The following is a 25,726-nucleotide window of genomic DNA, read 5'->3' as shown; positions in this document are numbered from 1 at the left end:
GACTTTGACTCGCGGCATTTGGTACCATATAAGGAGAGCAAACCCTTTCAACGGGGACCGCATCGAACCGTCTATGGAAGCGAAGCGGGAACTGCTCGACCTGTTGCTGAGTGACGCTCGCCAGAGCACGGACGACATCGCGCGACAACTCGGTGTGGACGCAGCAACGGTCGAAGCACTGGTCGACGAACTGGAGTCCGAGGGGGCGATTCGCGGCTACCAGGCGGTCGTCGACTGGGACAGCGTGGGCGAAGAACACGTCCGCGCAGAGGTCGAGTTGAACGTCGAACTCGACCGCGAAACCGGCTACGAGGAGATCGCCCGGCGCATCGCGAAGTTCCCGGAAGTGTCGTCGTTGCGGCTCATCTCCGGCAGTTACGACTTTGCAGTCGACGTCGAGGGCGAGTCGATGCACGACGTCTCGAACTTCGTCTCCGAACAGATCGCGCCGATCCCCGAAGTCACCCAGACGGTGACGCACTTCGTGATGACGACGTACAAAGAACGCGGCGTCTACTTCGGCGACGGCGACGACGACGATCGACTCTCGATCTCGCCATGACCGAGGGGACACACAGCCCGCTCTCGAAGCGGGCCCGAGAGACGCCGCCGTCGGGAATCCGCCGGTTCTTCGAACTCGCCGAGGAGATGGACGACATCGTCTCCCTCGGCGTCGGCGAACCCGACTTCTCAGCGCCGTGGGCTGCCCGCTCCGCCGCGATCGATTCGCTGGAGCGCGGTCGCACCTCTTACACGGCCAACCGGGGCCGTAAGGACCTCCGCGAGCGGATCGCAGAGCACGTGACGCGCTACGACCTCTCCTACGAGCCCGACGAGGAGATCCTCGTCACGGCGGGCGCGAGCGAGGCGGTCGACCTCGCGATGCGTGCGCTCGTCGATCCCGGCGACACGGTGGCTGTCCCACAGCCGTCGTACATCTCGTACGGCCCGACGGTGACGTTCGCCGGCGGCGAGGCGCTCCCCGTGCAGACACGCGCGGAGAACGACTTCGTCCTCACCTACGAGGACCTCGAACGCGCCGGGGCCGCAGACGCGGAGACGCTCGTCCTCTGTTACCCGAACAATCCGACGGGCGCGGTGATGACGCGCGAGGAACTCACAGAGGTCGCCGAGTTCGCCCGCGAGCACGATCTGGTCGTGCTGTCCGATGAAATCTACGCGGCGCTCCGTTACGAGGACGAGCACGTCTCGATCGCGACGCTCCCCGGGATGCGCGAGCGGACGGTCGTGTTCAACGGCTTCTCGAAGGCCTACGCGATGACTGGGATGCGCTTGGGGTACGCCCTCGGCCCAGCGGAGATCATCGACGCGATGAACCGCATCCACCAGTACACGATGTTATCCGCGCCGACGACGGCGCAGTTCGCCGCGATCGAGGCGCTCGAGTCCTGCGACGACGCCGTCGAGGAGATGCGCCAGGAGTTCGACCGTCGGCGCAAGTTCGTCATCTCCCGCTTCAACGAACTCGGGATGGACTGCTTCGAGGCGAAAGGCGCGTTCTACGTCTTCCCGAAGTGTCCGCCGGGCTGGGAGGACGACGAGGCGTTCGCGGAGGCGCTCATCCGAGAGAAGCGCGTCGCGCTCGTCCCGGGACGTGTCTTCGGCGAGGGCGGGAACGGACATCTCCGCGTCTCGTATGCGTCAGGGATGAGCGAACTGAAGGAAGCGCTGAACCGGATCGAGTCGTTCGTCGAGTCGAACTAATAGGGAATATCGTAACTGTTCGGAGAATCTCGCCGTATCGTCCGGCGAGAAACCTATCGAGACGCACGATAATCCCTATAACCTGACAGACGTTTCATATCACAAAGTATTACTTTAGTGGCGGTTTTGTGTGCAGACGAATGCACACAGGAGGCGGCCCCGACGGGACAGACGTCGGTGCCACTGTGGGCGTCGCGACCGCACTCGACGATCTGAAGTCAAACGGTAGCGCGCTTTTGATCGTCGGGTCTGTGCCCGATGCAGTCTACGCTCGTCTGTCCGGGTGTATGCTCGGCGACGAGGACGCGGCGGACCGGCGTCGCGTCGTCGTCGAACGGGGGGCGAGCCCAGACGCCCGATTCGAAGACGTCGAGCGCTGGACGCCGGAGTGGACGCGAATCCTCCGATGGGACGTCGCCGCGCGACGCTCGACGACAGCCAACGGACAGAGAGCCACGCATCCGGGTGCGCGGGCCGGTCCGTCCTCGAATTCCCGCGACGAACCGGCGCCGATGGGCCACCTGCCGGACGTCGACTCGACGCCCGGGATCTACGTCGGCGAACGTGGGTACGCGGGCGCCTCTGTGACGGCCGAAGGATCGATCGCCGAACTCGGAGTCGCCATCGGCGAGGCGATCGAACAGCTCGATTCGGTCGCCGGCGGTCTCGACCCCGCCGAGTTGCGCGTCGCGTTCGACTGCGTGGCCCCCCTACTGTCCGAGTACGACGAACAGACGGTGTTCCGTTTCCTGCACATCCTCGCGAACGACGTCCGGACGGTCGACGGGATGGCACACGTTCGGCTGCCGGAACCTCTCGAATCCGAGACGACCCGACTCCTTGCGCCCCTGTTCGACGCCGTCGTCGAGTTGCGGCTCGACGGCACGACGCCACAGCAGCGCTGGCACTTCCGGGACGCCAACGTCTCCTCGGAGTGGCTGCCGATCGATCCACAGTCGTAGCCGTCTCTGCCCAGCGGGACAGAGAACCCACACGGGCCGTCGATCACCAGTACGCTTTTTGCTTCGTGCGTGATGTATTGTCACAATGGAAGGGTTTGGGCGCCGTAGGGGGCCGGAGTCGGACGCTGTCGCTCCGGTTGGGGACGACCACCTCCAGATCGAGTTCGATTCACCGGCCGATCAGACGGGCGTCGTCGTCTCCGATCCGATCGAACGGAGCCGGTTCGTGCTCTCGACGCCGGAGGAGGTTCAACTACGGACGGCCGACCCCGACGCGTTTCAGTTCCCCGCCGACGAAGCAGTAACCGTTCGGACTGACGGACTCGAGTTAGAGACCGTCGTCTCGGTCTGTGTCCGGGACGGATCCGGCGAGATGTTGGGACAGATCGAACACTTCGCGGAACAGACGTTCCCGGCGGGAACCTACAGCGTCGAGTTGTTCGCGCCAATTAAACTGTATTTACGAGTCGATGCACCGCTTCGGGTCGTCTCCGATGCAACTCGGACACGGCTCGAATTCGAGTCGGAGACCGACGTGCTCGTCGGCGCACGATCGCATCACAAGCGTCCCGCGGCGACGATTCGGACGACGGATCACCCCCGAGACGCGATGCGTGCGGTCTCGCTTCTCGGGTCGGCGCTGAAGACGACGACCGTGGAGCGCTCCTATCCCACGCTCCGCGGGCATCCGCCCCTCATCGAACGCGGCACTCAGTTCGAGGCCCCGGACGGTCTCGAACCACCTGAGACGGGCGTTCGGCTGGAACTCCCCGAGACGCACCGGCACGTCTACGTCGCCGCGCCGCTGGCGTACTATCTCGGCGCGGAGGTTGTGCCGGGGACGTCGCCGCGAATCGTGACCGAGGGCGGGTTCGCGTACGACCTCGACGGTCTCGACGGGTTCGAGAAGTCCGTCGAGCGGGTCCTCAAACAGACCTTCTTCCTCGACTGTCTCACGCGTACCGAGGGTTACTACCAGGTCGATCTCCACGAGCGACGGACGCTCGAATCGACGCTGGATCTGGACTTCGCCGATCTGTACGACCGTTCGATCGGCGAGCAGCTCGAAGCGTACCTGCGTATTCCCTACGAGACGATCGAACCGCACCTCCCGGAGTGGAAACTCACCGCCCACGTCACGCCGAACGCCCCGAACGTCGAACTCCTGCCGTTCGTCGCGAACGACCTGGCGGTAGTGACGACGCCGGCGACCCAGCCGACCAGCGGATCGTCCGTTCAGGCGAACGCCGTCGACGACTTCCTCCGCAGAACCGCGACGCCGCCGTCGCCGAGCACTGCACCAGCAGCCGGCGAATTCACGCGAAGTGCGGGCACGCGGAGTCAGCAAGTCGGCCCCGACGAGAGCAAACAAACGTACGTACAACCTCCGGAGACGGACTCGCTCGAACAGGCGTGGCTCGGGCCGGGGATTCCGATCGGTGCGAGTAAGGCGTCGCTGCAGGCGTATCGCAATCGGTTGTCCCGCGACCCAATCGAGGGCGACATCGGAATCACCGTCGTCTGCAACGATCCGAAGATGGCCGAAGAGCGGGACGCGGTCGAATCGGTCTACGGTTCGCGCGACGAACTCCCCTTCGAGGTGCGGACGCACTACGAACTCTCTGTGGAAGAACTCAGATCCGTGCTCGCCGAAGAGACGGAGTTCTTGCACTACATCGGACACATCGACGAAGACGGATTCCAGTGCCCAGACGGCGCGCTCGACGTCACGACGATCGATTCGCTCGGCGTCGACTCGTTCCTTCTCAACGCGTGTCAATCGTACGAACAGGGAATGGAACTCATCGAACGTGGGGCGATCGCCGGGATCGTCACGCTGAACGACGTGGTCAACAGCGGCGCCGTCGACATCGGTCGAAGCCTGGCGCGACTGTTGAACTACGGCTTCCCGATCCGGATCTCCTTGGAGATCGCTCGCAAGGACAGTTACATCGGCAGCGACTACATCGTGGTCGGAGACGGGAGTTTCTCTGTAACTCAAGTTCAGGGAGCACTCCCGAATATGTGCAAAATAACGCGTTCAGACTCGGGCTTTATCGTCGATTATCGAACGTACCCGTCCGCGGAGTACGAACTCGGTAGTATGGTCGTTCCGTACATCCCTGATAACGAGACCTACTATCTATCGTCAGGAACTGCGGATACGTTCGAGCTAACAGAGATGGAACTCGATGACTTTCTTTCGCTCGAGAATATTCCGACGCTAATTGACGGGTCGTTGCGGTGGAGCGAGAACTTGTCGACTGATTCGTTCTAATTACGGACCGGAAATTGCCCCGTGGTTTGCGCCCGCTGCGACCGCGCCAGCCTGCGAGAGCAGGAGCACGGCGGTGAACAGGACGCCCATCGCGCGGGGGTGGTCAGCTAGGTACTGTGCGACAGCGTTGGTGTCATCGTCGGACATGACGATTAGTCCATCAGCGCGGTTTAAAATAAAATTTTCTGACACTTTCTGATATGATATTATCTTATTTTAGTTGGATTTGTATATACAAAAAGGCAGACAACGACGAGAGAACCTCTCGACCCCGTCGCACCGCTCGAAGCGGAAAAGAGTAGAAAAGAAACGGAATCGCAGCTGACCTGTCGTTACTCGGACTGTTCGACGTCGGCGTCGGCGGGCTCGACGTCGAAGTCGTCGCCGAGGTCGCGGTACATCGCCGTCATATCGTGCTCGTCGTCGAATTCGACGAGCGCCTGATCGAGCTGCGAGCGGAGTTCGTCGACGCGGTCCGAGAGTTTCTGGTATTCCTCGTGCTCTTCGAGCGTCGCGGCGTCTTTCTCGGACTCCAGGATGGCTTTCTTAGAGGCCAGCGAGAACAGTTCCTGGATGCCGTCGTCGTAGGTGTTGCGAAGCAGGAGATTCTCGACCGTCTCTTTGAGCGACTCACGCGAGACGGGCTTGACGAGGTAGTCGTCGAATCCCATCTTGACGATGTCGAAGTCGGGTTCGACGGCGGTGACCATCGCGACCCGGCATTCGACCCCCCGGTCCCGGATCGCCTCTAGTGCTTCGTCACCCGAGAGATCCGGCATCCGGCGGTCGAGGAGGACGACGTCGACTTCGTCGTCGAGTTCGTCGAGGGCCTCACGTCCCCCGTAGGCGACGCGGACGCGATAGTCGTCTCTCAGCCACGTTGCGTACAGGTCGGCGAGATCTGGCTCGTCTTCGACGACGAGCACTAGCGGCAGGTCAGCGCTCATTGGTAAGTTCGCGGTGTTCCGATGACACCGATATGAAGGATTGTTTTCCGGGGGCATATCAAGATACCCCTTGTGAACCCTACGTCAGGCGTGACGCCGACGTCGCGACGGGAACAGTCGGCTCACGAAGGTGGTCGAGAGGATCCGCGGTTCGCGGCTCTAGTTACTGTCGGGGCTGTAGTTCGGCGCTTCGTCGGTGATCATCACGTCGTGGGGGTGGCCCTCGGTCTGGCCGGCACTGGAGACGCGGACGAACTCCGCGCGCTCTTTGAACGCCGGGATCGTCTCGGCGCCGACGTAGCCCATCCCCGAGCGCATCCCGCCGACGAGCTGGTGCAGTTCGGAGGCGAGCGTGCCCTTGTACGGCGTCGCAGCCTCGACGCCCTCCGGGACGAACTCCTCGTCTTCTTCGGTGTCTTTGAGGTAGCGCTCGCTGCCGCCGGATTTCATCGCGCCGACTGAGCCCATTCCTCGATATTGCTTGTACTTTTTCCCGTTCATCGTGATGACGCGACCGGGCGCTTCCTCGGTGCCGGCGAAGTACGAGCCGAGCATCACGGCGTCTGCGCCCGCGGCGATCGCCTTGATCGCGTCGCCGGAGTAGCGGATGCCGCCGTCCGCGATGACGGGGACGCCTTCGGGTGCGGCGACATCTGCGACCTCCGCAACCGCGGTGATCTGTGGCATCCCGGCACCGGAGACGACCCGGGTCGTACAGATCGAACCGGGGCCGATGCCGACCTTCAGCCCGTCGGCGAAGTCGACGGCGGCCTCGGCCGCTTCCTGAGTGCCGACGTTGCCGACGACGACGTCGGCGTCGACGGCGCTCTTGATCTCGCGTGCGCTGTCGAGGACGTTGAGGTTGTGCGCGTGCGCGCAGTCGATGAAAATCACGTCGGCGTCGGCCTCGTCGGCCGCCTGGGCGCGGTCGGCGTCGAAGGGACCGACAGCGACGCCGACGCGGAGGCGTCCGTCTTCGTCGCGGGCGGCGTTCTCGTGTTCGCGACGCTGGAGGATGCCCTGCATCGTGACGAGACCGACGAGGCGGTCGTCGTCGTCGACGATCGGAACGCGCTCGATCTTGTGGTCGTACATCAGTTCGAGCGCGTCGCGGGCCTCGACGTCGCGCGGGGCCGTGACGACCTCGTCGGTCATCGCCTCCCGAACCTCGTCGGTGTCGCCGACTTCGAGGTAGGGACGGATGTCGGTGCCGGAGATGATCCCAAGCACGACGTCGTCGTCGTCGACGACCGGCGCGCCCGAGACGCCTTCCCGCTCCATCATCGCGTCGACCTCGCGGACCGTCTGGCTCGGGTTCGCCGTGACCACGTCCTCCCGGCGGATCACAAGTTCGTCAGCGCGCTTTACGTGTTCGATCTCTGCGACCATCCGTTCTGTGTCCATATTCTGGTGGAGGACGCCGAGACCGCCTTCACGAGCCATCCCGATCGCCATCCCGGCTTCGGTGACCGTGTCCATCGCGGCCGAGAGGATCGGAATGTTCAGTTCGACGTTCTTCGAGACGTGTGTCGAGACGTCCGCCGCGTCGGGTTCGACGCGGCTCTCCATCGGTCGAAGGAGCACGTCGTCGAACGTCAGCGCTTCCGGTACTCGAAGTTTCTCGGAGAATGGGCCGTTGTCAGAAACGTCGTTCGCCATATAAACGGTCCACAGTGAATCGACAAAAGCGTTGCGAGACACCACGCCTGTGAAGATCGTTGGCACGTATCGGCGCTCGATACACATACTTGTGTACACATTTGACGGTAGGACATCTGTCCCAGGCCGCGTTAGCACAGTCGTGCGTCGCTTTCTGATACGTTAATTATTGCCGCGAGATGTGGGCGCTGCGCAGTCGGACGCGACGCAACTATCGCCGCATCCAACCCTCGATTCCGACAGTTCGTAGAGTTATTTGACCGGATTATGGAACATCGGAAATTAGCGTGGTTGGATGATGAAAGAGCCCCGGAACCGTGAGCACACGTCCCACACAACGTTTAATATCCCATTCCCGTATATTTTAGATATGGACTCCGAGTGTCCCACTGCATCGCGCATCGCAGGTCAGCCGACCACCGAATTCGATGCGAACTTTACATTTACAGCGATGCAGTCCTTCAAACGCGGGAATCAGACGCTCCCCGCGCTCGACTCTCTCGGAGTGCTCGGCCAGGCCCACGGCGCTTCGCCGTCGGGCTTGCGCCCGTATCGCCGTTTGGCCGATGGTGACGGCCGTTAGTCCCGAATGAGCGTCTCTCAGCACCCTGTTGCACTTCAGCTTGAGCAGCAGGTCGGTGGTGCGACCAGGCTTCTCGCGACGGTGATGGCCCTCCCGCTCGTCGACGGGATCTTCCCGGCACTCATCATCGCCGGGACGCTCAGCACTCCGCTCGGGATCATCGAGACGGGGCTGCTGATCTTCGGCGGTTCGGCGACGGTCGCAGTCATCCTCGCGGAGATGGACGGGACCCGACGCGAACAGGTCACCTCCGTGCTCGTGCTCGGCGCGCTCTTGCTGCCGGTCGCGGGTGTCGAAGCGCTCTTTGCGGAGACCCTGAAGACGGTCCTGAACTTCGAGGTCTTCCACCGCTTCGCCGGCCTCGTGATCCTCGCGGTCGCCGCGAAGACGGCATCCGCGAAGATCGGCGAGTTCCTACCGTCGCCGAGCGTCATCATCGGCCTCGGACTGATCGCGAGCCTCGACCTCAGCAACGCGACGCTGGTGGTCGACCCGAACCTCGTGACGGTCGGACGGGCCGTCGCCGCAGCGGGCACGGGTGTCGGATTCGCGCTCGCCGTGGCGCTCTTCGCCCCGCGGCTTCGCGGCGCGGTCGATATCGACCTCTTCCGCTTCGGGAGCTCGGTCGCGCTGGGAATGCTCGCGATCGACGTCCTGGGGCTCCTGCCGACGCAGGCCCCCGTCGCACTGGGCGTGCTGGGCGTCACCGCGTTGTTCTCCTACGACCCCGCGTCGGACGCGGAGGACACCGCGGTCGACGATGCCGACGACGAATCCGAACCCGAAATCGAGGTCGACGTCGACGACGATACTAGCGTTCCGTCGTCGCTCTCAAGTTCGACCGTCGCCGACGGTGGTGACTGGGACGACGCCGAGAGCGACGAGGACTCGCGATCGGAACGCGACCGCGGCGACAGCGGCGGGGACGTCGGGTACGGATACCCCGACACCGACGGTTCCCGGGCCCCGTGGCTCTGAGGCCGCGGTTCACTTCTGCAGCGCCGCTCCGCTGTCGATTCCCCACGCGACGGATTTACCACCTTCCACCCCGTGCCCGACGTATGAGCAATCGCGTCGTCGAAGGGCGAATGGTCACGCCGAAGCGACTCGCAGAACTCGTCGAGGGCGAAGCACCGATGGATGCCGAACCGATCGAGGACGCCGAGATGGACTGCCCCGAATGCGGCGGCAACGTCATCTCCGTGGGCTATATGCCGAGTGTGACCGAGTTCGTGACGGCCTACAAGTGCCAAGACTGTTCGTGGTCGGACACGGATCGCTGATCGCCGACGGTTCGAGGTGGCGTAGCGCCGACCGATCGTAATCCCTTTATGTAGAATCAGCATACGAGCGGATGCACGCAGAGGGGCCGTGGCCAAGCCCGGCATGGCGACTGACTCCAGAGGCTTGGCGCCCGGTGACGACACTCCAGACTGATATACCGAGCGGCCGACTGATCATCGGTTCGCGACGACGACCCTCTGGAGTACCGAGGCGCGTACCGGAGATATCAGTCGATCGGGGGTTCAAATCCCTCCGGCCCCATTCCAAAAAATAAAACTTTCTGAACCTCAGGTAAACACAGAACCAAAAATCTGCGAATTCTGTGGCCTGTGGATTGATGAACGGTAAATAGCAGTCTCTGGCACTCTCAGAGGAGAATGGACACTGAGGAACCAATTATAGTAGCATTTGCAACTGATTGCTCATCCAATCGCACGACAGCGTACGATCCGATGAGTGAAGACTTGCAAATGCTACTATAGTTCCCTATTTTTCACCACGAACGAACGTCTGGTACCCCTCTATCGAGCAGTCTTCGACAGAGAAGCCGTGTGATTCGAGGAGGTCGTACACGTCCGAAACCGAGTGGCCCCGAGAATTGAGACGGTCCTCGTGGAGTTCACAGTACACGAGTCGACACTCGGGACGTGCCAAAGTCGATTCGAACGGCTGTGTTGAATCGCCATACGGCGATGGAATTCACTGTTTTACAGCTCGCTTGATGTTATAGACGACACACATCAGAGCGATTTCTCGGAACTCACGGAACCACGAACGCGCTCGCACGGCGAAGCCGAGCGAGCGCTTGACAGCCGAGTTCACGGTCTCGGACATAGAGCGCTGATTGTAGCGCTGTTCGTCGATTCTGGCGTTGTGCGCGTGATCATAGGGTGCGAAGATGCGATGTTTGATGAGCGGGCGAATCCCGAGGTCACGAAGGGATTCGCGGAGCGATTTCTTGTCGTATCCCTTGTCGGCGGCAAGAGACCGCAGATCGCCCGCATTTCGGCGGGCGATCTGCTCGGCGAGATCCGCGTCGCTACCTTCACGGTTCGTTGAGCAGTGAACGTCAAGGATGGCTTGAGAGTCTGTATCGACGAGTTTCGTGATCTTAAGCTTCTGCACGCGGTAACTCGTTCGCTGGCAATAGTGGCGGCTCGCAGCCGAGCGTTCGTAGAATGTAGCATCGATTGCACCGTGTTTCGAGGGGTCGTGCAGCTGCGCCGACTGGCGCAGCAGCACTCGGCAGACACTCATACTGATCCGGTCGAACGCTTTACACAACGTGGATGGCGAGGGGAGATCGGCCGCGCTGAGGCCGATCTCCCCAGTTATTTGCGGCATCTCCTTCAGCAGGTCAATCGTCATTCGGTAGGACGTGTTGAGGTAAATCCGCAGACAATGGAGGGAAACGAGGGCATAATCGGCGAATCCGCCGCCACCTTCCGGGGCGGCGGATTCGTCTCCATCACCGGTAACAACTTGAGCAATCGGCACAATCTCACCAGTGAAGCGGGAGATTTGTGTCATAGACAACCGAATCTCTCCGCTTCAACTCCTTTGATTTAGTGACCCATCCCGACGCCGTCTAGTGATTCAACACAGCCATTCGAACCCTTCTAGGACTTCCATTTCGGATCCCTCGGTGTCGATTTTTAGTACCGTCGGAGGCTGTACGTCCTCGTTGGCGACGAACTCGTCACCACGCCGTTTTTCGACCTGAATCGTCTCGGACGCCTCGTCGTAATAATCCGTGAGTAGTGTATGTCCAGCAGAGCCGGCCACGTCGGCGTCGAATCCGGGAGCGAGTTGCATCCGGGCCGTTCCCGACGACGACGCGAGGGCGACCCGCTGAATGGATACGTCGGCATCGTTCAGAGCGACGTTCTGCGCCAGTTTGTCGGCGTTTGCCGGGTGGGGTTCGAACGCCACGACCGTCGGTGCAACGACGCTGGCGACGAAACAGGAATACACCCCGAGGTTCGCGCCGAGGTCGTAAAACACGTCATCGGGCTGGAGATCCGAGAGCAACTCCTCCAGGATGGGTCGCTCGGGCAGTTTGACGAAATCCAGATATTCACGTCTCGTCGGTATAGCGAACGCCGCCTGTGCCTCCTGTGCCGTCACTCGATAGGTACCGCTACGGAGCCGATGCTGTTTGTATCGCACATCCCACGCCGTCTCGTAGAGCCTCCGCATCAGCCAGTAAAGACGTGCAGCGACGGGTCGAACCCCCAACCTCGTCGCCCACCGGTTCACCTTGGTGAGTTTATCGGCCATCACAGCGAGATATCCGGAGAAGAAACATAGTTAACGGGTAGTTTTCGGGGAATTACGCTCTCGGTACTCAAATAGCTGCGTCTCGGAACCGCGGCCGCGGCAGTCTGTGGACGCGCACGGGGCGGCTGTGCGGATCCGTTCGCTATCGTACCGGTTGCAACTGCTGCGCAACAGATCGAACGCTGCAGTACGATCAGGTGCGTGCAGGCGTACGACTGCGACTATCGGGACAACGAAAGAACACGTTCATATCCGGGCCGCTCGGAGACCGGCTATGGTCCTCGGTTCCGACGTGATGGTGTACCTCCTTGCGCTCCTCCCGGCAGTCATCTGGGGATTCACACCAGTGCTAGACAAGCGGGGGATGTCGCTCGACGGCACCGCCCTGCAGGCGGCGCTGGTCGTGGTCGTCGTCGATCTCTCGCTGTTTCTCGTGGCCCTACTCGCGCTCCGTGGGAGCGACGTTCTCGCCGGCCTCGACCCGGCGACGGCGGGGCTGTTCCTGTTCGCCGGCGCGACGGGGACGGCTCTCGGCCGCCTGGCCATCTTCGTCGGTGTCGACCGCGTCGGCGCGAGCATCAACAGTGCGGTCGTGAGCGCACGCCCGCTGTTCGCGACCGTCTTCGCTTTCGGCCTACTTGGAGAACCGATCTCGCTCAGTACGGCGGTCGGAATCGTCGTTCTCGTCGCGGGCTTGGTCGTCCTCAGCCTCGCAAAAGGCGGCGACCTCGCCGGCTGGGAGTCGCGTGATCTGTTCTACCCGCTGGCGTCTGGGGCACTGTTCGCGTTCGGGAACGTCCTCCGACGGTTCGGGCTCGGGACGGGCGGGGCGGACGTCCTCCAAGCTGTCGCGCTCAACGAGGCAGGTGCGCTGGTCGTCTTCCTCACCTACGCTGCGATCCGCGGGACGCGTGGCTTCCAGTCCGCCGATCGCCGATCGTACGGCTACTTCGCCGCCAGCGGCGCGCTCACTGCTGTCGCCCTGCTATCGCTGTTCGGGGCGCTCGCACTGCCAGCGGGTCGCGTCGCGATCGTCGAATCGCTGGCGTCGACGGCACCGCTTTTCACGACCGTCTTCGCGTACTTCCTCCTGCGGGATCTCGAACGAGTCACGCGCGGTGTCGTCGCCGGGGCCGTACTGGTGGCCGTCGGGGTGGCGCTGGTGACGCTGGGGCCGGGAGTCGCAGCCTGAGGCGGGGACCTGCAAGACGAGTCGCTACGGTGCGTTCGTGAGCCTCCGTCTGGCCCAATGAGGTACTGTCGTAGTGACGAGCGAGAAGGCCGAGAGAACGGTCGGAAGTCGGTTACTTCGGCACGCGGTCGTTGAATTTTCGGCCCGAGAGCTCTTCTGGGATCAACTGGAAGAACGCCATCGAGAGGTCGTCGGGGCCAGTGTTCGGAAACACGTTCAGCGTCGGAATGTTGGCGTTCTCGGCGATTGCGGTCGCGGCTCGCGTCTGTGCGGTCTCCGGGACGCGTTCGAGGGCGCCACGCACGAGCACGCTCTCGGCGGGCTCTTCGGTAAAGACCGTAAAGGAGGCGATCTCCGTCGACTCCATTAGCTGCATCTTCTCGCTATCGCCGTCGTAGACCAACTGAAAGTAGAGCAGTTCGCCATCGTAACCGAACGACTCGGGGATCCCGTAGGTTTCGGTCCCGTCTGTCAGCGACAACACGCCCGCGCCGCGCGCCTGCAGCAGATCGTCGATCTCGGCGCGTCCCATCTCTCTCGTCATCACTGCGGTATGGCGGAGGGACGTGGATATGTGTGTTGACTCGCGAACGGTATGTCGCGGCCGCCAGCTCAGTCGCTGGGGACGGGCACGGTGACGAGAGGCGACGAACGACGCGGGCGTATCATTCGAGCGACTTCGCTCGGTTCTGGAACTCGCCGCCGCACTCCGAACAGACGCCGGGATGCGTCTCCGAGTGGACGATGCTGCCGCACTGGAGACATTCGTACTCCGAGATGACCCCGCCGGTGTCGCCCTCGGTATCTTGATTGTGTGGCATACTCTAACATTGTCGTTCGCGGCTGAAAAGTCTTGGTCGAGAGATGATATATCGAGCGTCTTCGTCGACCCGAGGGAATCGGCCACAACCCCGTATAATGAGACCGCTGATACGTCTATAGCAGCATTTGCAACTGATTACTCACTGGATCGGACGACAGTGTCTGATCATGAGTGAAGACTTGCAAATGCTACTATAGCCGCTCGACGCGTCTTTCCGAGCGCGGGAGAGAATGGCGTGCAGTACGGCACCTTCGGTGGCGGTGTTTGATACGTCTAGCGAGACCTCGGGGCTCATTGCGCCGACGAGGAGACCGAGAATCCGGAGAAGTGCTCCGTCAGGGATTCGAACCCTGGTCCTTGCCGTGAGAGGGCAAGATGATTGTCTCCGCACCGCACCGCTCCGCACAGCAGATGTGGTCGAGGATGCAGCCCTCACAGCCTGTTTTCGCTGGTGTCGAGTGAATCAACCGAATACAGAGTCATAAAGGTGGTGGGGTGTTGGCCTGTTGCCAAGTGGGACTGAACTAACAGAGGAAACGTGTTGGGAGAGAAAGAGGTATCAAGCGGTCGGTGGGCGGTGGCTTGTCGTCGTCGCTGGCGCGAACGACGACGGCGCACCGCACCACCCGACACGCTTTCTGTAGTTCCGCCCTCGGTGAGGGACGGGTAGGAGGGTAGAATGAAATGGATGGATTGCTGTTGGTCGAGGTTTGTTAGCGTAGGATTAAAATGCGGACCAGAGACGGCGTTGCATCGTGTACAATCGCAGCTGCCTGTGTGAGAATCACTCTGACCTTCGCAGGGGGTCAAACCGTGCAAGGTACTTGACCACAGTCTCGCGTTGTATCTCCATCATTTCGGCTATGTGTTCCGTCGTATATTCGTGGACACCGCATAGATACGTGGCAATTGCTGGCTTACCTTCTATTGCCAAGTCTTGGGGTATCATACCGTCCTCGGCATAGGCAACGTATTGGTAATCCAAATTTAAGATGGTCGCCAGACTACGTGCTTGGTGCCACTCTTGGCGCACAAAGTCGATTTCTTCAGTGAAATATTCTGGCGAAGTCAACACGAGATAATCCCAAGGGTATCCGCGTCGGCCATATATTCGCTTTTGGATCCTGACTTGTCCATATTCTCTTGTGAAATCTATCTCATATCCCCCAGTGTCCATCAGATCACAGGATGATTGCTGGCCACTTATAAACACTCACAAAATGTCTGCTCGATATGTTTTTACTGTTTCCACAGTGAATAAGATATGTCGTCGCAGGCGAAACAAGTGACTCAGCCCGTTTGGGTGCTCTGAGCTACAATATCAGCCAGAGGAATCACTATCGCTCGCGGCGGCGGTGGTTAGATGAATCAGGAAACACGGGAGACCGTCCACGAACGGGACCGAGGTCAGTGTGTCAACTGTCGTGCCTCGGATCCCGACGTAACGCTCGACGTGCATCACATCGTACCACGTGGCCAAGGAGGGTCCGATAGGCTGTCCAACCTCGCCCTCCTCTGCCACCAGTGTCACGATGCTGCACACGGCGAGGGGACGGCTCCCACTATTCAGTTCAGCAGTACAGGCAATATGAATACCGACTCCTTTGAGACGTTTTTGCAGTTCTTCACGGTGCTTCCAACGGCTCGGTTCGACCCCAAGGCCAAGGCGTGGCAGATTCCGAAAGCAGACTTTGAGCAGGTCGTCGCAACAGTGAGTGACCCTGAGAAGTCTGCCCCATTAGCTGACGGAGGTGGACGATGAGCCAGCAGACGCTCAGAGCCTTTGCTGATGTGACTCAGTGCCCCACCTGTGGGCGAGAGGACTTCGAGGACAAACGGGCAATGAGAATCCACCACAAACACGCCCACGGTAAGTCCTTGGCGGAACGGGAGGATCGGTACCGCTGTCCCGAGTGCGGCAAAGAAGTCCCCACAAAGCGAGGCCTCAGCAACCACCTTGCAAAAGTCCACAAAGATCGGTGGGAGGATCTACAGGACGAGGGCTTGGTGCTGACACTCGCAGACAAGGACTGATCTACTAGAACTCACCGTTGCCTGTGTCGGGGAGATCAGTCTAAAAATACTCACCACGGAATCAGACGTTTCCACCACGACGGGGATTCGCTTTCGTCTTTCTCAGATTCTTCACCGACCACTGATCCATCAAGGGCTACGTCTGGACTCGACTGGCCTGTATCGGTCGGTGTCGTTCCTACTGTCTGATCGTTGCTCAGTCGCATTGGCTTGGCTTCCCGACCTTTTGCGGACTCATCATCGGGTAGCTGACTCCCAGTACAGCCGTGATTTTCTGGCAGTCGGTGCTCACTACAGACGGGTTCTCCACAGTACGCGCACCGATACGCCATTCCATTGACTGCTGTCTCTGAGCCACAGACAAGACAGAGCGATTCGGTCATAGACTACGTGCATATGTTTCAGCGAAAGATTTTATTCTTGTCACGTCGTGGTTTCGATATGCGTTCATTAGAAGACTTAGCAGAACGCTTGAGAGACGGTTATACGAGGCTATTCGCTCGGCTGACTGGGACGCCTATCGAAGAACGGGGATCAGTTGAGCTTAGCAGCGGTGAAGAGATGGAGGTATACTGGTTCTCGGATGATTCGGCGAAGTTCGGTCAGAATGTCCTGTTTGCGGACGCAATCATCATAAATCGGAGACTGTTTGATGAGTTGCCACCTGAATCGAAACAGGTAGTTATTGAACACGAGCGAAGCCACCAACAGCGGGAGCCGCTCATCCGTGGTGCTTGGTTGGGTCTTGTCCTTTCAGGGTTCTCAGTTGGCCTTGTGTCGCTGTTCTACGCAGGACTCGGGGCTGCCCTCGGTGCCCAAACATCGGCTGTGGCTGAGGCTGCTTATTTCGGATCCACGTTGACGTTCGTCGCGTGGGGATTAAATCGAGCCGAAGAAACCGTTGCTGACCTGGATGCTATCCACGCAGTGGGTGAAGACAGATTCATTCGTGGATACGAAGCAATCAAGTCGGCTAGCGATAGTGGAGTTATCGCAGCAATCCAGCGACGACTATTCTACAACAGTCCTGAAGCCACGAAGAGATTATATCACAGTCTTCATAATCTCGGTTTTTACACCGACTAAGGATACACTTTCTAAATTCAGTTGGGACGGAGTCGCCAGCGGTTGTCACCGAGGTGGGAACACACCCCCGACGTAGGTCACTCCGACGACGGTAGGTTAGGTTTAACCAACTGTTGGACAGTTCCACGTACCAACGTTGGTTAAGATGAGGGTATCGTAGAAGACTTCCCACGCCTACACACGAATCGCTCACTACAGGTAAACAATCAATCATTCAGTGTCGAAAATAGATTACTACTCGCAGGCAAGACACTGTCTATGGGACTTACTGAAGCAGTCGTGTGTCCCCACTGTGAATCGACCCTCGAATGCTGGGAAGTAGACTGGCACACAACTGATGAAGAAGCGGATGATCCATTTTTGAATGGCGTAGTCGCTTGTGGGAAGTGTCAGAAGGTCTTGGGGGTTACTGAAGGGTCGTAATATATGCAAGCAGAGTCTCACGGCTGATTCGGCTGTGGGATCGTGAAATAAGCACCGTGTCAACTCTTCTATGACATCCTGTAAGATGGACACTCACCAACGAAAGAGGGGGACATTCTACGACCTCGTATGGAAAACTCAGGGGGGTTGTAGGGTTTCACCCAGTTCCGAGGGCCATCGTCCCCCTCGAAAAAAATGGTTCTACGACCTACTATGCGTCTGTACCGATTCCAGTTGTGGTGTTTGGTATTCTTCGGGGAGACGGTCTTCGATAGCCAAAATCTCTTTGACGAGGGTGAGAAGTGAGCTGTCTACCTGTTCTGCCCTTCGTAATGTTTCGACTCTGACTTCTGGTTCGTCAGTCATAGCTGAGCATCACATTTACACCAATGAACAGTTAAAGTTAATTTAATTTATATTTTTGGTGTGTCGGTACAAGAATCTTGGATTAGAAACCCTCAGGAACCCCCGTATCACAATTAGTGTTCGTATTGAACATATCAGAACACGGGGAGGGGCTCCCCGTGGCGCGATTGACTCCAAACCTTACAGGCATTAGAATGAGAAGATGGATCGGACGGGTGGCACCCTCTTCCTGGTATTAAACCGTCTACGAATATTATTGAATTGGGCAGACTTCGGGCGTGCGTTACTCTAATTATTCGGTAAGTTTAGAGGGATTGTAGGAGATCTAGTAGTACAGTGGATGCATAAGGTGGCAGTTCTTGAAGAAAGTAGCCAAGAAGGACGAGAGCGAACCCAACACTACGAATTTTCGTGTTTCCCTTCCGAATCGTACGTTCTATTTGGTAACGGAGTTTGTCGAATGACGGCTCTTCAACTTGCATCTGTTCCTCACCATCCTCATAGGTGCGTACTGTGAATATCGCACCCCCACCACCAACGTGGACTGTACCAGCGATAATCTTAAGAGTGGAAACAGACTTGTCAATCTGGTACTCGTCAGCAACGTGACAATTGATTTCTGACCTCAAACTGTTAAAACCACACTGGTCATCGGTGATTTGGCCTGTTTCTAGTTCTTCGAGTCCTCGTCTCAATTTCCCTGGCGGTAAGATTGGCTCAAGATAGATGATGCCAGGAAGAACGATCACCAGCGACCCCAGCACGTACACGACCATCCCAACGGTATCCAGCGAGAGGGAGATTCCGAAAATACCGCACATACTACTCCTACTATGTGTTCCGCTTATAATTCTTGACAGTATGGGTAGTCAAATAGATATTCAGGGAGTTATTCACTCTCCTGAATCCAGTAGTATATTTTCGGTGCGAAGACGAGAATCCCTGCTGTAACAATTGGGTTCACCGCACCATCAGCAATATTATTCGCCAGTACCTCGCCTCGTACGAACCCGCCGCTAATCAAGATTTGAATGCTGACTGCGATGAGGAACAGGACTAGTGTGATGTTCGTATTGACGCTGGAGAATGCCTTTGCTCGATAGTTTGCAGGCATACCGTCTTCGTCAGCCAAGCCTTCAAGTTCGGCTACCATCATTGATGGTGAGCGGAGTGAAGACACGAACCCGTTGACTGTGGCGAGCGCGATGAAGAGAATGCTGTAGACCGACGGATTGAGTGTGTGAAGAAAGTCGAAGGAACCAATGAGGATTCCCCCCCAAACGAGTATCTTGAATTTAGGCTCCTGCTTGTAGGCTTGGCAGAGGGCAATCTCGGCGAGGATTTTCGGGCGGTCGTTGATATTGTAGCGTGACTCGGTCCTGTGGCCGCGCTCCAATATCGGGAGAATATACTCTATCACTAACTCTCCGAACCACGAAATATCGAACTGGTCGTAGAGTTCTTTCCGTATTCCCTCCTCAGAGGACTCTTCCGAGTCTGTCTGAGCTGGGACTTCTACGTCCTTCGACACATAAATGACTACCTCTGTAATGTAATAAAACTATTACTGACATACCCCTATGTCGTCTACTATGTAAGCGGATTCCTGCTGTTGATTCAGTTGTAGAATTGTGAATCAAATTGCTGCGGTAGGATTTCTATGATACTCTCGACTTTCCCAAAATACCCCATAGTAGTCTTCGCTCGCTCAAACGGTCCTCTCGAAGGACTATCTTATGACAACGTCAGTCAGTCGGAGTGGTTGTCATCGGAGAACCCACGTGAGGATGAATAGTTCTTCCACGGAAGCGCCCACGCAATCGCTCCACCGTCTACTTGGATAGAATCTTTGTGAATGTCGCTCTCGCCGTCGTAGACATTCTTGAGAACCCAGTGAGGTTGCTGGTTAGCCATATAGTAGAGTGGCACAGACGGTAAACTGAACGGCTCTTTGTCCCGCCTTTTGAACACCTCTAATAGCGTCTCATCAGGAACGTCGTCGGCCTTTGGAACGTCGTGGAACACCATACCAGCGTCACTTTCCCTGGGGTTCACAGGGTGATCTTCTGCTTCCGCACCCACCGTATTCCGCACGTGGGAGTCAATCGCAGATTCTGCTATGTCTACAGTAATCTCGTTGTCGGGATCTTCGACGTAGACCAGTGCGTGCTTGTGGGGTGAAGCTGCCGACGTTGTCATCGACGTGATCGCAGCGTACTCGGAGTTGTACTCTTTCAACTGGTATGTTAGTACGTCGCGTACACGTCCCCAACTGTCGGAAAGTCGGCCACCGAGTCGGACAGGTTCGATCCATCGTCGATGTCCATTCTGTCGTTCGGTAGGCGACAGGCGAAGCGAGAGGAATATCAACGTCGGCTCATCCATCTCCGAGAGGATCTGTCGTTCCGCACCCAACATTTTTCCGTGACGGATTCTCGTTTCTTCGAGTTTGCTTCGGTGCTTGGGGTGGTTTTCAGCCGCCTTTTGGTATCTGAGGTAAATTTCAGCCGCCCTCTCAACCGTTACGGCTCGTGGACTATCGCACACCTCTGCGGCCATCAGGTGCTTTCTGAACGCATTTGTATCGTCGGCTAACGGATCTACAGAGTCCGAGCATTGTCCGCATCCACACTCCACCAATGGAACGGGCAGTCGATCTGTATCAAAGTCGGGTGGTGCGAGCCGAGTGTTCCGACGTTTTCTGTGGTCAATATTCGGAGGGTCCGCTGGTTCTAACTCAGCAGTGAATCTACTGTGGCGGGGTCGGTGGTGCTTTTCCCTGATTACCCCATAGTCATCTCCGTTTGATCTACCACAGGCCCGCCCCTTCGCTTCTCTTGCATCAGCAAGACTGAGGCTCATTCGTTACCTCCGCTGTGGGAGTTCGCTGATCCACCAATCATCGGCTCGAAGTCATCGCGCATTAGATCAAGAATTGTCCGAGGGTCGTCAGTCGCTGTCCCTTCTGCGTGGCGTTTGATATGTTCTCGTGCATCGAGGACAGTCAGATTTTCAGGCACATCAACAGCAGCAGGTGCACCCATTAGATGATGGATGTGCGTGTCTGGGTGAAACACATCCTCTGGGTCGTATTCCAGTAGAGCGACGAGTTGGTGCCTATAGACAAGATGACCAAGTTCGTTATTCCGTTCGAGATATTGCACCTTCTCATCGCCATCGACTATTCGATACACGTCCTTGGGTTCACGATCACCCATCGGAGGACGAGTTTCGATGTCGTGTTTGTTCATCCAGTGTGTGATAGTGGTTCGGTGGACATCGAACCGATCCGCAATCTCACTCTGTGAGAGTCCTTCGTCGTGATACAGATCACGAAGGATCTCGGGGTCTTGGTACGGACGTGCTCGCGTTAGCTCGTAATCGGATTCAGAGCCGCCACAATTACCAGCAACATTACTATCGTGGGGGAGATTCGCGTTTTCCATAGGGTAGCCTCCACGACTGTCGGGGCTACCACCCCCGTCCTTCACCCCGTGAAAAGAGCAAAGGCTTTTTATTTTGAGCCTGTAAGAAGCAAGTAGACACGCTCCCAAGTGTCCACCCACCCAAGTTACCAACAAGCCGTCACCAGCGGCTTATTGGATGGCCCATTTTTGCGTTGATGCAGGCGTAGACAGCCGCTAGGTGTATTTACGTACCCTCGCGTAAAAATCTGTCGGCTCTCTATAATTTCAAGATAGAACTAGATGGATCGTATATTTCTGCCTGATTTTTCTGAAAATAAAACGTCTCCCACGACCCCGTCTACGAGTGGTATACTACTAGAACTGTAGAATTAATGTGGTGACGACGCCCTCTGTCACCGAGGGTTCCACGTGGAGCATTCCGCTTACGGTCCCTTCGTGACCGTTCGGCTTCTCTCACGTCCGTGTAAATAGGTATAGAACTAGAGAATAAAAAGAGTGTTGCTGTAGCAGTGGGTTAGCCCATTCTGTCGAGTGCGTCCCGACGATCCTCGGTCGAGACAGCGTCGTATTTCATAGTCGTTCGTCGCGACTGGTGACGGAGTTGCACCCGTGCAGCTTCTAGATCCCGTTCGTCGGTAAGATGAGTCCCGACCGAGTGACGAATCGAGTAAAAGGTCAGGTCACGGTGTTTCGTGTCGATGCCCGCCTCCACACACAACTTCTCCAAGAGTCGATTCAAGGCCGTCGTTCCATATGGGTTCCCCTCTCTGGTCAACCAAAGGGTATCCGTCTCGTCGTACTTCTCGTAGCAATCTCGTTCGTGTAGCCACCTCTGTAGGGCTTCTGTCGTCTGCGGACGGATTGCGACAGTCCAAGCGTCGTTACTCTTTGTTGCATCCTCTGGGGGGATACGGAGAACATCATTGTCGGTATCGACCCACTGTACCCTCGCCCGCTCGACTTCTTTCGGACGGAGGCCCGCATCTAATGCCGTCTGTATCAACGACGGAATCTTCCATCCGTTCGCTCGCTCAAAGGTATCGGCTCCGATGTCGTCAAGGGGAATCCCGAATCGTTGGGCTAAATGCCGTTTCCATCGTCTCCGTCCATCGGGATCAAGGCTGTTGTAATGAGGAACAGAACCATATTCTAACGCAGCTTCTCGTAGGGCTGTTCGTTCCTCCCGCTCGAAGTAATCGCGTGGCTGTCGAGAGGGAGAGGCACCCGTTAACTGTATGTCTGGATCCCATTTGTCAGCACCTCGTTCGTGTTCATACCATTTGAACAGCGACTTCAACGCTTTCTGTGCTCCCGCTCTGTGGGAGTCTGAACAGTCTCGGGAGAGTAGCTCTCGACAGTATGCATCCGCGTGTTGGTGGGTTACAGCCGTCGTGTATCCGTCCTCTTGTTCTTTCCATACCCACCGATAGAAACCGTCGATACGGTACGCTCTGTTGTATACAGTCCCGTCAGCATATCCTTCTCCTTTCGTCGGATCTTTTCCGAGGTCACGGAGCCACGTGAGAAGTTTTCGTCTATGCTCTCGATAGTCGGTAATCTGTCGTTCGTTTAGATGTGAACGAGATGGCTCGGTCAGGAGAGGCGCGTCACAGATGTATTCTCTCTCTGTGTCCGTTTTTGCCATCGTCACCACCACCCTCCCGAATACGCGCACATCCAATGTGGTCGGGGTGAAACAGTTGCCGATAGTCTTGCCTCAAAACGGTACGTCAAACAGTCTTGGCCTCGGTGAGACATCTGTTGATTCTCCCGACACCATCGAAAACAAGGCGTAGAAGGGAAAGGAGTGCTCCGTCAGGGATTCGAACCCTGGTCCTTGCCGTGAGAGGGCAAGATGATTGGCCGGACTACACCAACGGAGCGCTGCTACACTTTTCCGTATCTCCGGGATGTGTAAAACGGTTCCGTTTTGCCCGCGCCGTGCCGTGGTGTCTCGTACCCAAATATGGCGACTGCAGACGGATAGCGGCGGAGTTACTGTCTCTCGCCGGCTTCGTCGTCGTCGCTCTCGGGGGCGTGTTCGGCGATGATCTCTGCGACGTCGCTCTCTGCGACTGCTTCGTATCCATCGGGCGTAATCGTCGCAACGCTCACGCTCTCGGCGGCGAGTTCGCCGTCTGATTCTAAGAGTGCGCGAACGGCGATCGAGACGCCGTCGTCGAGAGAGAGCTCCTCCGACCAGTGCTCTTCGAGGAACTCCTGGATGTCGTCGCGCCCGGAACCGATCGCGACGGCGCGCCACTCCTGGGGTGCACCCGACGGATCGGTCTGGAAGAGTCGCGGGCGGGCATCCGGACGCTCTCCGTCCATCCCGGCGACCAAGAGCGCGGCACCGAACGGGCGCGTACCGCCGTACTGGGTGGTCTCCTGAATCTCGTCCGACAGCGTCTTCGTGAGCGTCTCCACGCCGAGCGGTTCGCCGTACCGCAGTCGGTTGCGCTGGGCGGCCGTCCGCGCGTCGTCGATCAATCGGCGGGCGTCGGCGACGTGGCCGGCCGAGGCCGCGCCGAGATAGTCGTCGAGTTTGTGCAGTTTCTCGATGCTCTCGCCCTCCATCAGCGACGAACTGGTCCGACGCTGCGCAGCGAGGACGACCCCGTCCGTGGTGCGGATGCCGAGACTCGGCGCACCGCGTTTGACCGCTTCGCGCGCGTACTCGACCTGATAGATGCGTCCGTCCGGGGAGAAGAGCGACGTCCCCCGATCGTACGCCTGCTGGTCGTTTCGGTTCATATACCCCTACTCCGACCCGGGGACGGATAAAGCCACCACCGGCACACGATATTACCGGAACCGACGGTCCGAGAAGGGCCGCGCTACCAGCGCCGCGGCGGCGCGTCGCCGCTACTCGGCTTCGACGACGTCGGCGTCGGGAGCGTTCTGTTTGACGCTCTCGATGCCCTGCTTTGCCTTCTGCTTCGTCGCGTATCCCTCACCGCTGTCGGCGATGATGTTCCCGTTGGAGTGAACGAGCCGCCAGCGGTACTGTCCGGCCTGATCCTCGTACACCTCGAAGGTGGCAGTCATACGACCGCCGTGTTGAACTGCTCGCGACAAAAATCCCGGGGCAGTTTGCGTTCGGCGCGTCGCCGGGCCAAGAGGGCGACGTGGTGGCGACGTGGCGGCGGCGTCACTCCCGTCGCCGCTCGTAGGTCACGAAATCGAACTGGTCGCGGTCGTCGCGGTCGACTTCGACCCACTCGTCGTCGTCCCACGCCGGGAAGGCCGTGTCGCCCTCGTAGGCGTCGTGAATCTCGGTGAGCACCATCCGAGACGCGTGCGGGAGGAACTGCTCGTAGACGCGGCCGCCGCCGGCGACGTACGCCGTCTCGACCCCTCGCTCGGCTGCGTCGGCGCAGGCCAGGTCGATCGCCTCCTCGACGGAGTTGGCGACGACGGCACCCGCCGGCAGCTCGAGCGACTGCGAGGTGAGCACGACGCTCGTCCGGCCAGGGAACGGTTCGCCGAGGGCGTCGACGACCGTCTCGTAGGTCTTGCGACCGACGATCACCGGGTGTCCCGTCGTCGTCTGTTTGAAGTGCGCCAGGTCCTCGCTGAAGTGCCACGGCATCCCGCCGTCACGACCGATGGTGCCGTTCTCCGCGACGGCGGCGACGAGGACGATTTCGACGTCCATCACTCGGCCACCGCGAAGCGGATCCCCGGCGCGGGATCGTACTCCGAGAGTTCGACGTCCTCGAACGTGAGGTCGTCGAGCGGCACGTCGGCGACGTCGATCGTCGGCCGCGCTCTCGGTTCCCGGGCGCACTGTTCGAGGAGTCCGGGGACGTGGTCGTACCGCTCCTCACCCTCGGCCTCCGGGGGAGCAGTCGCTTCGAGCCACTCGCGCACGTCGCGATACCCGGTTCGGTCCTCGACGTCCCCGAGACGCGACTGCAACTCTCCGAGGTGGTCGGCGTACCACGCGCCGCGGTCGCCCGCGCCACAGTACACGTGGGCGTCGACGACGGAATGGGCGAATTTCCCGGGCTCGAAGCCGGTCCGCTGGGCAAGTGCCGTCGCGAGCAGCGAGTACGCGGCGATGTTGAACGGGATGCCGAGTGCGACGTCGCCTGAACGCTGCGTCAGGTGGACGTTGAGGCGGTCGCCCTGCACGTTGCAGACGAAGGTATAGTGACACGGCGGCAACGTCGAGACGGCGGCGTTCGCCGGGTGCCAGGCGTTGACGACGAGGCGGCGTGAGTTAGGATTCTCTTTGAGTTGATCGAGGACGTACTGGATCTGGTCGAACGTGCCCTCGTCGTTCATCCAGCGGTGGCCGTCGTCGGGCCAGGACTCGCCCGGAAGCCCCTCATCGGGGACCGGAAAGCGACGCCAGAAGCGCCCATACGCGGTGTCGAGGCGGCCGTCGTCGTCGGCCCAGGCGTCCCAGATACCAGTCTCCTCGCGGAGCGTGCGGATGTGCTCCTCGCCGGAGAGATACCAGACGAACTCGTGAATCAGGGAGTTCCACCGCGCGCCCGAGAGGTCCTTCGTCGTGAGTAACGGAAAGCCCTCTGCGAGGTCGACTTCGTAGTGGCGGCTGAACGCCGAGATGGTGTCTACGCCCGTTCGATTCGGCTTGTGGCCCCCGGATTCGAGGACGTCGGTGACGAGGTCGAGATACTGACGCAT

At 58.9% G+C, this 25,726-nt stretch carries 29 protein-coding genes and 2 tRNA genes; 12 read left to right on the top strand and 19 right to left on the bottom strand.

What is annotated here, in order from left to right:
• Positions 1-73 precede the first annotated feature (73 nt).
• The 4 genes from NO362_RS08160 to NO362_RS08145 all read left to right on the top strand — a co-directional run bounded on the left by NO362_RS08160 (position 74) and on the right by NO362_RS08145 (position 4,965).
• Positions 74-562 carry an Lrp/AsnC family transcriptional regulator gene (locus tag NO362_RS08160; protein WP_121568308.1) on the top strand — a complete coding sequence of 163 codons (489 nt, stop codon included), beginning with the start codon at positions 74-76 and terminating at the stop codon, positions 560-562.
• Positions 559-1,725 (top strand): pyridoxal phosphate-dependent aminotransferase, encoded by a 1,167-nt coding sequence (locus NO362_RS08155; RefSeq protein WP_256544838.1) that lies wholly within the window; start codon positions 559-561, stop codon positions 1,723-1,725. Before NO362_RS08160 ends, NO362_RS08155 begins: the two co-directional genes overlap by 4 nt.
• Before the next feature lie 140 nt (positions 1,726-1,865).
• Positions 1,866-2,687, top strand: a complete 822-nt coding sequence (locus NO362_RS08150) for a DUF7504 family protein (RefSeq protein ID WP_256544837.1) — start codon at positions 1,866-1,868, stop codon at positions 2,685-2,687.
• A gap of 85 nt (positions 2,688-2,772) precedes the next feature.
• Positions 2,773-4,965 carry a hypothetical protein gene (locus NO362_RS08145; protein WP_256544836.1) on the top strand — a complete coding sequence of 731 codons (2,193 nt, stop codon included), beginning with the start codon at positions 2,773-2,775 and terminating at the stop codon, positions 4,963-4,965.
• On the opposite strand, the gene NO362_RS08140 is transcribed toward NO362_RS08145, so the two are convergent.
• From NO362_RS08140 to guaB, 3 genes are all read right to left on the bottom strand, one after another.
• Positions 4,966-5,112 carry a DUF7503 family protein gene (locus NO362_RS08140; protein ID WP_256288231.1) on the bottom strand — a complete coding sequence of 49 codons (147 nt, stop codon included), beginning with the start codon at positions 5,110-5,112 and terminating at the stop codon, positions 4,966-4,968. It abuts the gene before it with no gap.
• A gap of 185 nt (positions 5,113-5,297) precedes the next feature.
• Positions 5,298-5,912 (bottom strand): response regulator transcription factor, encoded by a 615-nt coding sequence (locus tag NO362_RS08135; protein WP_256288230.1) that lies wholly within the window; start codon positions 5,910-5,912, stop codon positions 5,298-5,300.
• A 159-nt stretch (positions 5,913-6,071) separates the two neighbouring features.
• Complete coding sequence (gene guaB, locus NO362_RS08130; RefSeq protein ID WP_256288229.1) at positions 6,072-7,571, bottom strand: IMP dehydrogenase; 1,500 nt, start codon at positions 7,569-7,571, stop codon at positions 6,072-6,074.
• A 295-nt stretch (positions 7,572-7,866) separates the two neighbouring features.
• Between guaB and NO362_RS14690 the strand changes: the two genes are divergently transcribed.
• From NO362_RS14690 to NO362_RS08115, 4 genes are all read left to right on the top strand, one after another.
• The gene (locus NO362_RS14690) at positions 7,867-8,154 is read left to right on the top strand and encodes a DUF8099 family protein (RefSeq protein WP_500683702.1); all 288 of its coding nucleotides are present in this window, start codon (positions 7,867-7,869) and stop codon (positions 8,152-8,154) included.
• A gap of 6 nt (positions 8,155-8,160) precedes the next feature.
• On the top strand, positions 8,161-9,132 hold the full coding sequence (locus NO362_RS08125; RefSeq protein WP_256544835.1) for a DUF5794 domain-containing protein: 972 nt from the start codon (positions 8,161-8,163) through the stop codon (positions 9,130-9,132).
• Positions 9,133-9,215: 83 nt separating this feature from the next.
• Entirely contained in the window at positions 9,216-9,437 is a 222-nt protein-coding gene (locus NO362_RS08120; RefSeq protein WP_121568301.1) for a DUF5795 family protein, read from the top strand.
• A gap of 82 nt (positions 9,438-9,519) precedes the next feature.
• Positions 9,520-9,699 (top strand) — tRNA-Trp (locus NO362_RS08115).
• A 438-nt stretch (positions 9,700-10,137) separates the two neighbouring features.
• Here the strand turns inward: NO362_RS08115 and NO362_RS08110 are convergent.
• Both NO362_RS08110 and NO362_RS08105 read right to left on the bottom strand, forming a co-directional pair.
• Positions 10,138-10,968 (bottom strand): IS5 family transposase, encoded by an 831-nt coding sequence (locus NO362_RS08110; RefSeq protein ID WP_256544834.1) that lies wholly within the window; start codon positions 10,966-10,968, stop codon positions 10,138-10,140.
• A gap of 66 nt (positions 10,969-11,034) precedes the next feature.
• Positions 11,035-11,637, bottom strand: coding sequence for an FkbM family methyltransferase (locus tag NO362_RS08105; RefSeq protein ID WP_256544833.1), 603 nt, complete (start codon positions 11,635-11,637; stop codon positions 11,035-11,037).
• Between the two features lie 355 nt (positions 11,638-11,992).
• On the opposite strand from NO362_RS08105, the gene NO362_RS08100 reads away from it, so the two are divergent.
• Positions 11,993-12,910, top strand: coding sequence for a DMT family transporter (locus NO362_RS08100; protein ID WP_256544832.1), 918 nt, complete (start codon positions 11,993-11,995; stop codon positions 12,908-12,910).
• Between the two features lie 112 nt (positions 12,911-13,022).
• Here the strand turns inward: NO362_RS08100 and NO362_RS08095 are convergent, their stop codons facing one another.
• The 3 genes from NO362_RS08095 to NO362_RS08085 form a co-directional block, all read right to left on the bottom strand.
• The gene (locus NO362_RS08095; protein WP_256546619.1) at positions 13,023-13,454 is read right to left on the bottom strand and encodes a pyridoxamine 5'-phosphate oxidase family protein; all 432 of its coding nucleotides are present in this window, start codon (positions 13,452-13,454) and stop codon (positions 13,023-13,025) included.
• Between the two features lie 121 nt (positions 13,455-13,575).
• Positions 13,576-13,731 (bottom strand): rubrerythrin-like domain-containing protein, encoded by a 156-nt coding sequence (locus NO362_RS08090; RefSeq protein ID WP_256288216.1) that lies wholly within the window; start codon positions 13,729-13,731, stop codon positions 13,576-13,578.
• Positions 13,732-14,517: 786 nt separating this feature from the next.
• Positions 14,518-14,910, bottom strand: coding sequence for a hypothetical protein (locus NO362_RS08085; protein ID WP_256544831.1), 393 nt, complete (start codon positions 14,908-14,910; stop codon positions 14,518-14,520).
• A gap of 186 nt (positions 14,911-15,096) precedes the next feature.
• On the opposite strand from NO362_RS08085, the gene NO362_RS08080 reads away from it, so the two are divergent.
• Entirely contained in the window at positions 15,097-15,495 is a 399-nt protein-coding gene (locus NO362_RS08080) for an HNH endonuclease (protein WP_256544830.1), read from the top strand.
• Positions 15,492-15,767, top strand: a complete 276-nt coding sequence (locus tag NO362_RS08075; RefSeq protein ID WP_256544829.1) for a C2H2-type zinc finger protein — start codon at positions 15,492-15,494, stop codon at positions 15,765-15,767. Before NO362_RS08080 ends, NO362_RS08075 begins: the two co-directional genes overlap by 4 nt.
• Positions 15,768-15,817: 50 nt before the next feature.
• On the opposite strand, the gene NO362_RS14600 is transcribed toward NO362_RS08075, so the two are convergent.
• The gene (locus NO362_RS14600) at positions 15,818-16,150 is read right to left on the bottom strand and encodes an AN1-type zinc finger domain-containing protein (RefSeq protein WP_369335083.1); all 333 of its coding nucleotides are present in this window, start codon (positions 16,148-16,150) and stop codon (positions 15,818-15,820) included.
• Positions 16,151-16,208: 58 nt separating this feature from the next.
• On the opposite strand from NO362_RS14600, the gene NO362_RS08070 reads away from it, so the two are divergent.
• Entirely contained in the window at positions 16,209-16,853 is a 645-nt protein-coding gene (locus NO362_RS08070; protein ID WP_256544828.1) for a M48 family metalloprotease, read from the top strand.
• A 1,094-nt stretch (positions 16,854-17,947) separates the two neighbouring features.
• Here NO362_RS08070 and NO362_RS08065 read toward each other — a convergent pair.
• The 10 genes from NO362_RS08065 to thyA all read right to left on the bottom strand — a co-directional run bounded on the left by NO362_RS08065 (position 17,948) and on the right by thyA (position 25,726).
• Entirely contained in the window at positions 17,948-18,463 is a 516-nt protein-coding gene (locus tag NO362_RS08065; protein WP_256544827.1) for a hypothetical protein, read from the bottom strand.
• 68 nt (positions 18,464-18,531) lie between these two features.
• A complete protein-coding gene (locus NO362_RS08060) occupies positions 18,532-19,173 on the bottom strand; it encodes a hypothetical protein (RefSeq protein WP_256544826.1) in 642 nt (213 codons plus the stop codon).
• 218 nt (positions 19,174-19,391) lie between these two features.
• The gene (locus NO362_RS08055) at positions 19,392-20,201 is read right to left on the bottom strand and encodes a hypothetical protein (protein ID WP_256544825.1); all 810 of its coding nucleotides are present in this window, start codon (positions 20,199-20,201) and stop codon (positions 19,392-19,394) included.
• A gap of 299 nt (positions 20,202-20,500) precedes the next feature.
• Positions 20,501-21,088 carry a hypothetical protein gene (locus NO362_RS08050; protein ID WP_256544824.1) on the bottom strand — a complete coding sequence of 196 codons (588 nt, stop codon included), beginning with the start codon at positions 21,086-21,088 and terminating at the stop codon, positions 20,501-20,503.
• A 496-nt stretch (positions 21,089-21,584) separates the two neighbouring features.
• Positions 21,585-22,715 (bottom strand): tyrosine-type recombinase/integrase, encoded by a 1,131-nt coding sequence (locus NO362_RS08045; protein WP_256544823.1) that lies wholly within the window; start codon positions 22,713-22,715, stop codon positions 21,585-21,587.
• A 163-nt stretch (positions 22,716-22,878) separates the two neighbouring features.
• Positions 22,879-22,953 (bottom strand) — tRNA-Glu (locus tag NO362_RS08040).
• Positions 22,954-23,065: 112 nt separating this feature from the next.
• Positions 23,066-23,824 (bottom strand): archaeal proteasome endopeptidase complex subunit alpha, encoded by a 759-nt coding sequence (gene psmA, locus NO362_RS08035; RefSeq protein ID WP_256288212.1) that lies wholly within the window; start codon positions 23,822-23,824, stop codon positions 23,066-23,068.
• A gap of 111 nt (positions 23,825-23,935) precedes the next feature.
• Entirely contained in the window at positions 23,936-24,118 is a 183-nt protein-coding gene (locus NO362_RS08030; protein ID WP_121568286.1) for an HVO_2922 family protein, read from the bottom strand.
• Positions 24,119-24,221: 103 nt separating this feature from the next.
• Complete coding sequence (locus tag NO362_RS08025; RefSeq protein WP_256544822.1) at positions 24,222-24,728, bottom strand: dihydrofolate reductase; 507 nt, start codon at positions 24,726-24,728, stop codon at positions 24,222-24,224.
• A complete protein-coding gene (gene thyA, locus NO362_RS08020) occupies positions 24,728-25,726 on the bottom strand; it encodes a thymidylate synthase (protein WP_256544821.1) in 999 nt (332 codons plus the stop codon). The genes NO362_RS08025 and thyA overlap by 1 nt, the downstream gene beginning before the upstream one ends.

The organism is Halobellus inordinatus, assembly GCF_024498335.1.
GTDB lineage: Archaea > Halobacteriota > Halobacteria > Halobacteriales > Haloferacaceae > Haloquadratum > Haloquadratum inordinatus.
The sequence above is the reverse complement of the archived record's forward strand: the minus strand, read 5'-3'. Positions and strand labels throughout refer to the sequence as shown.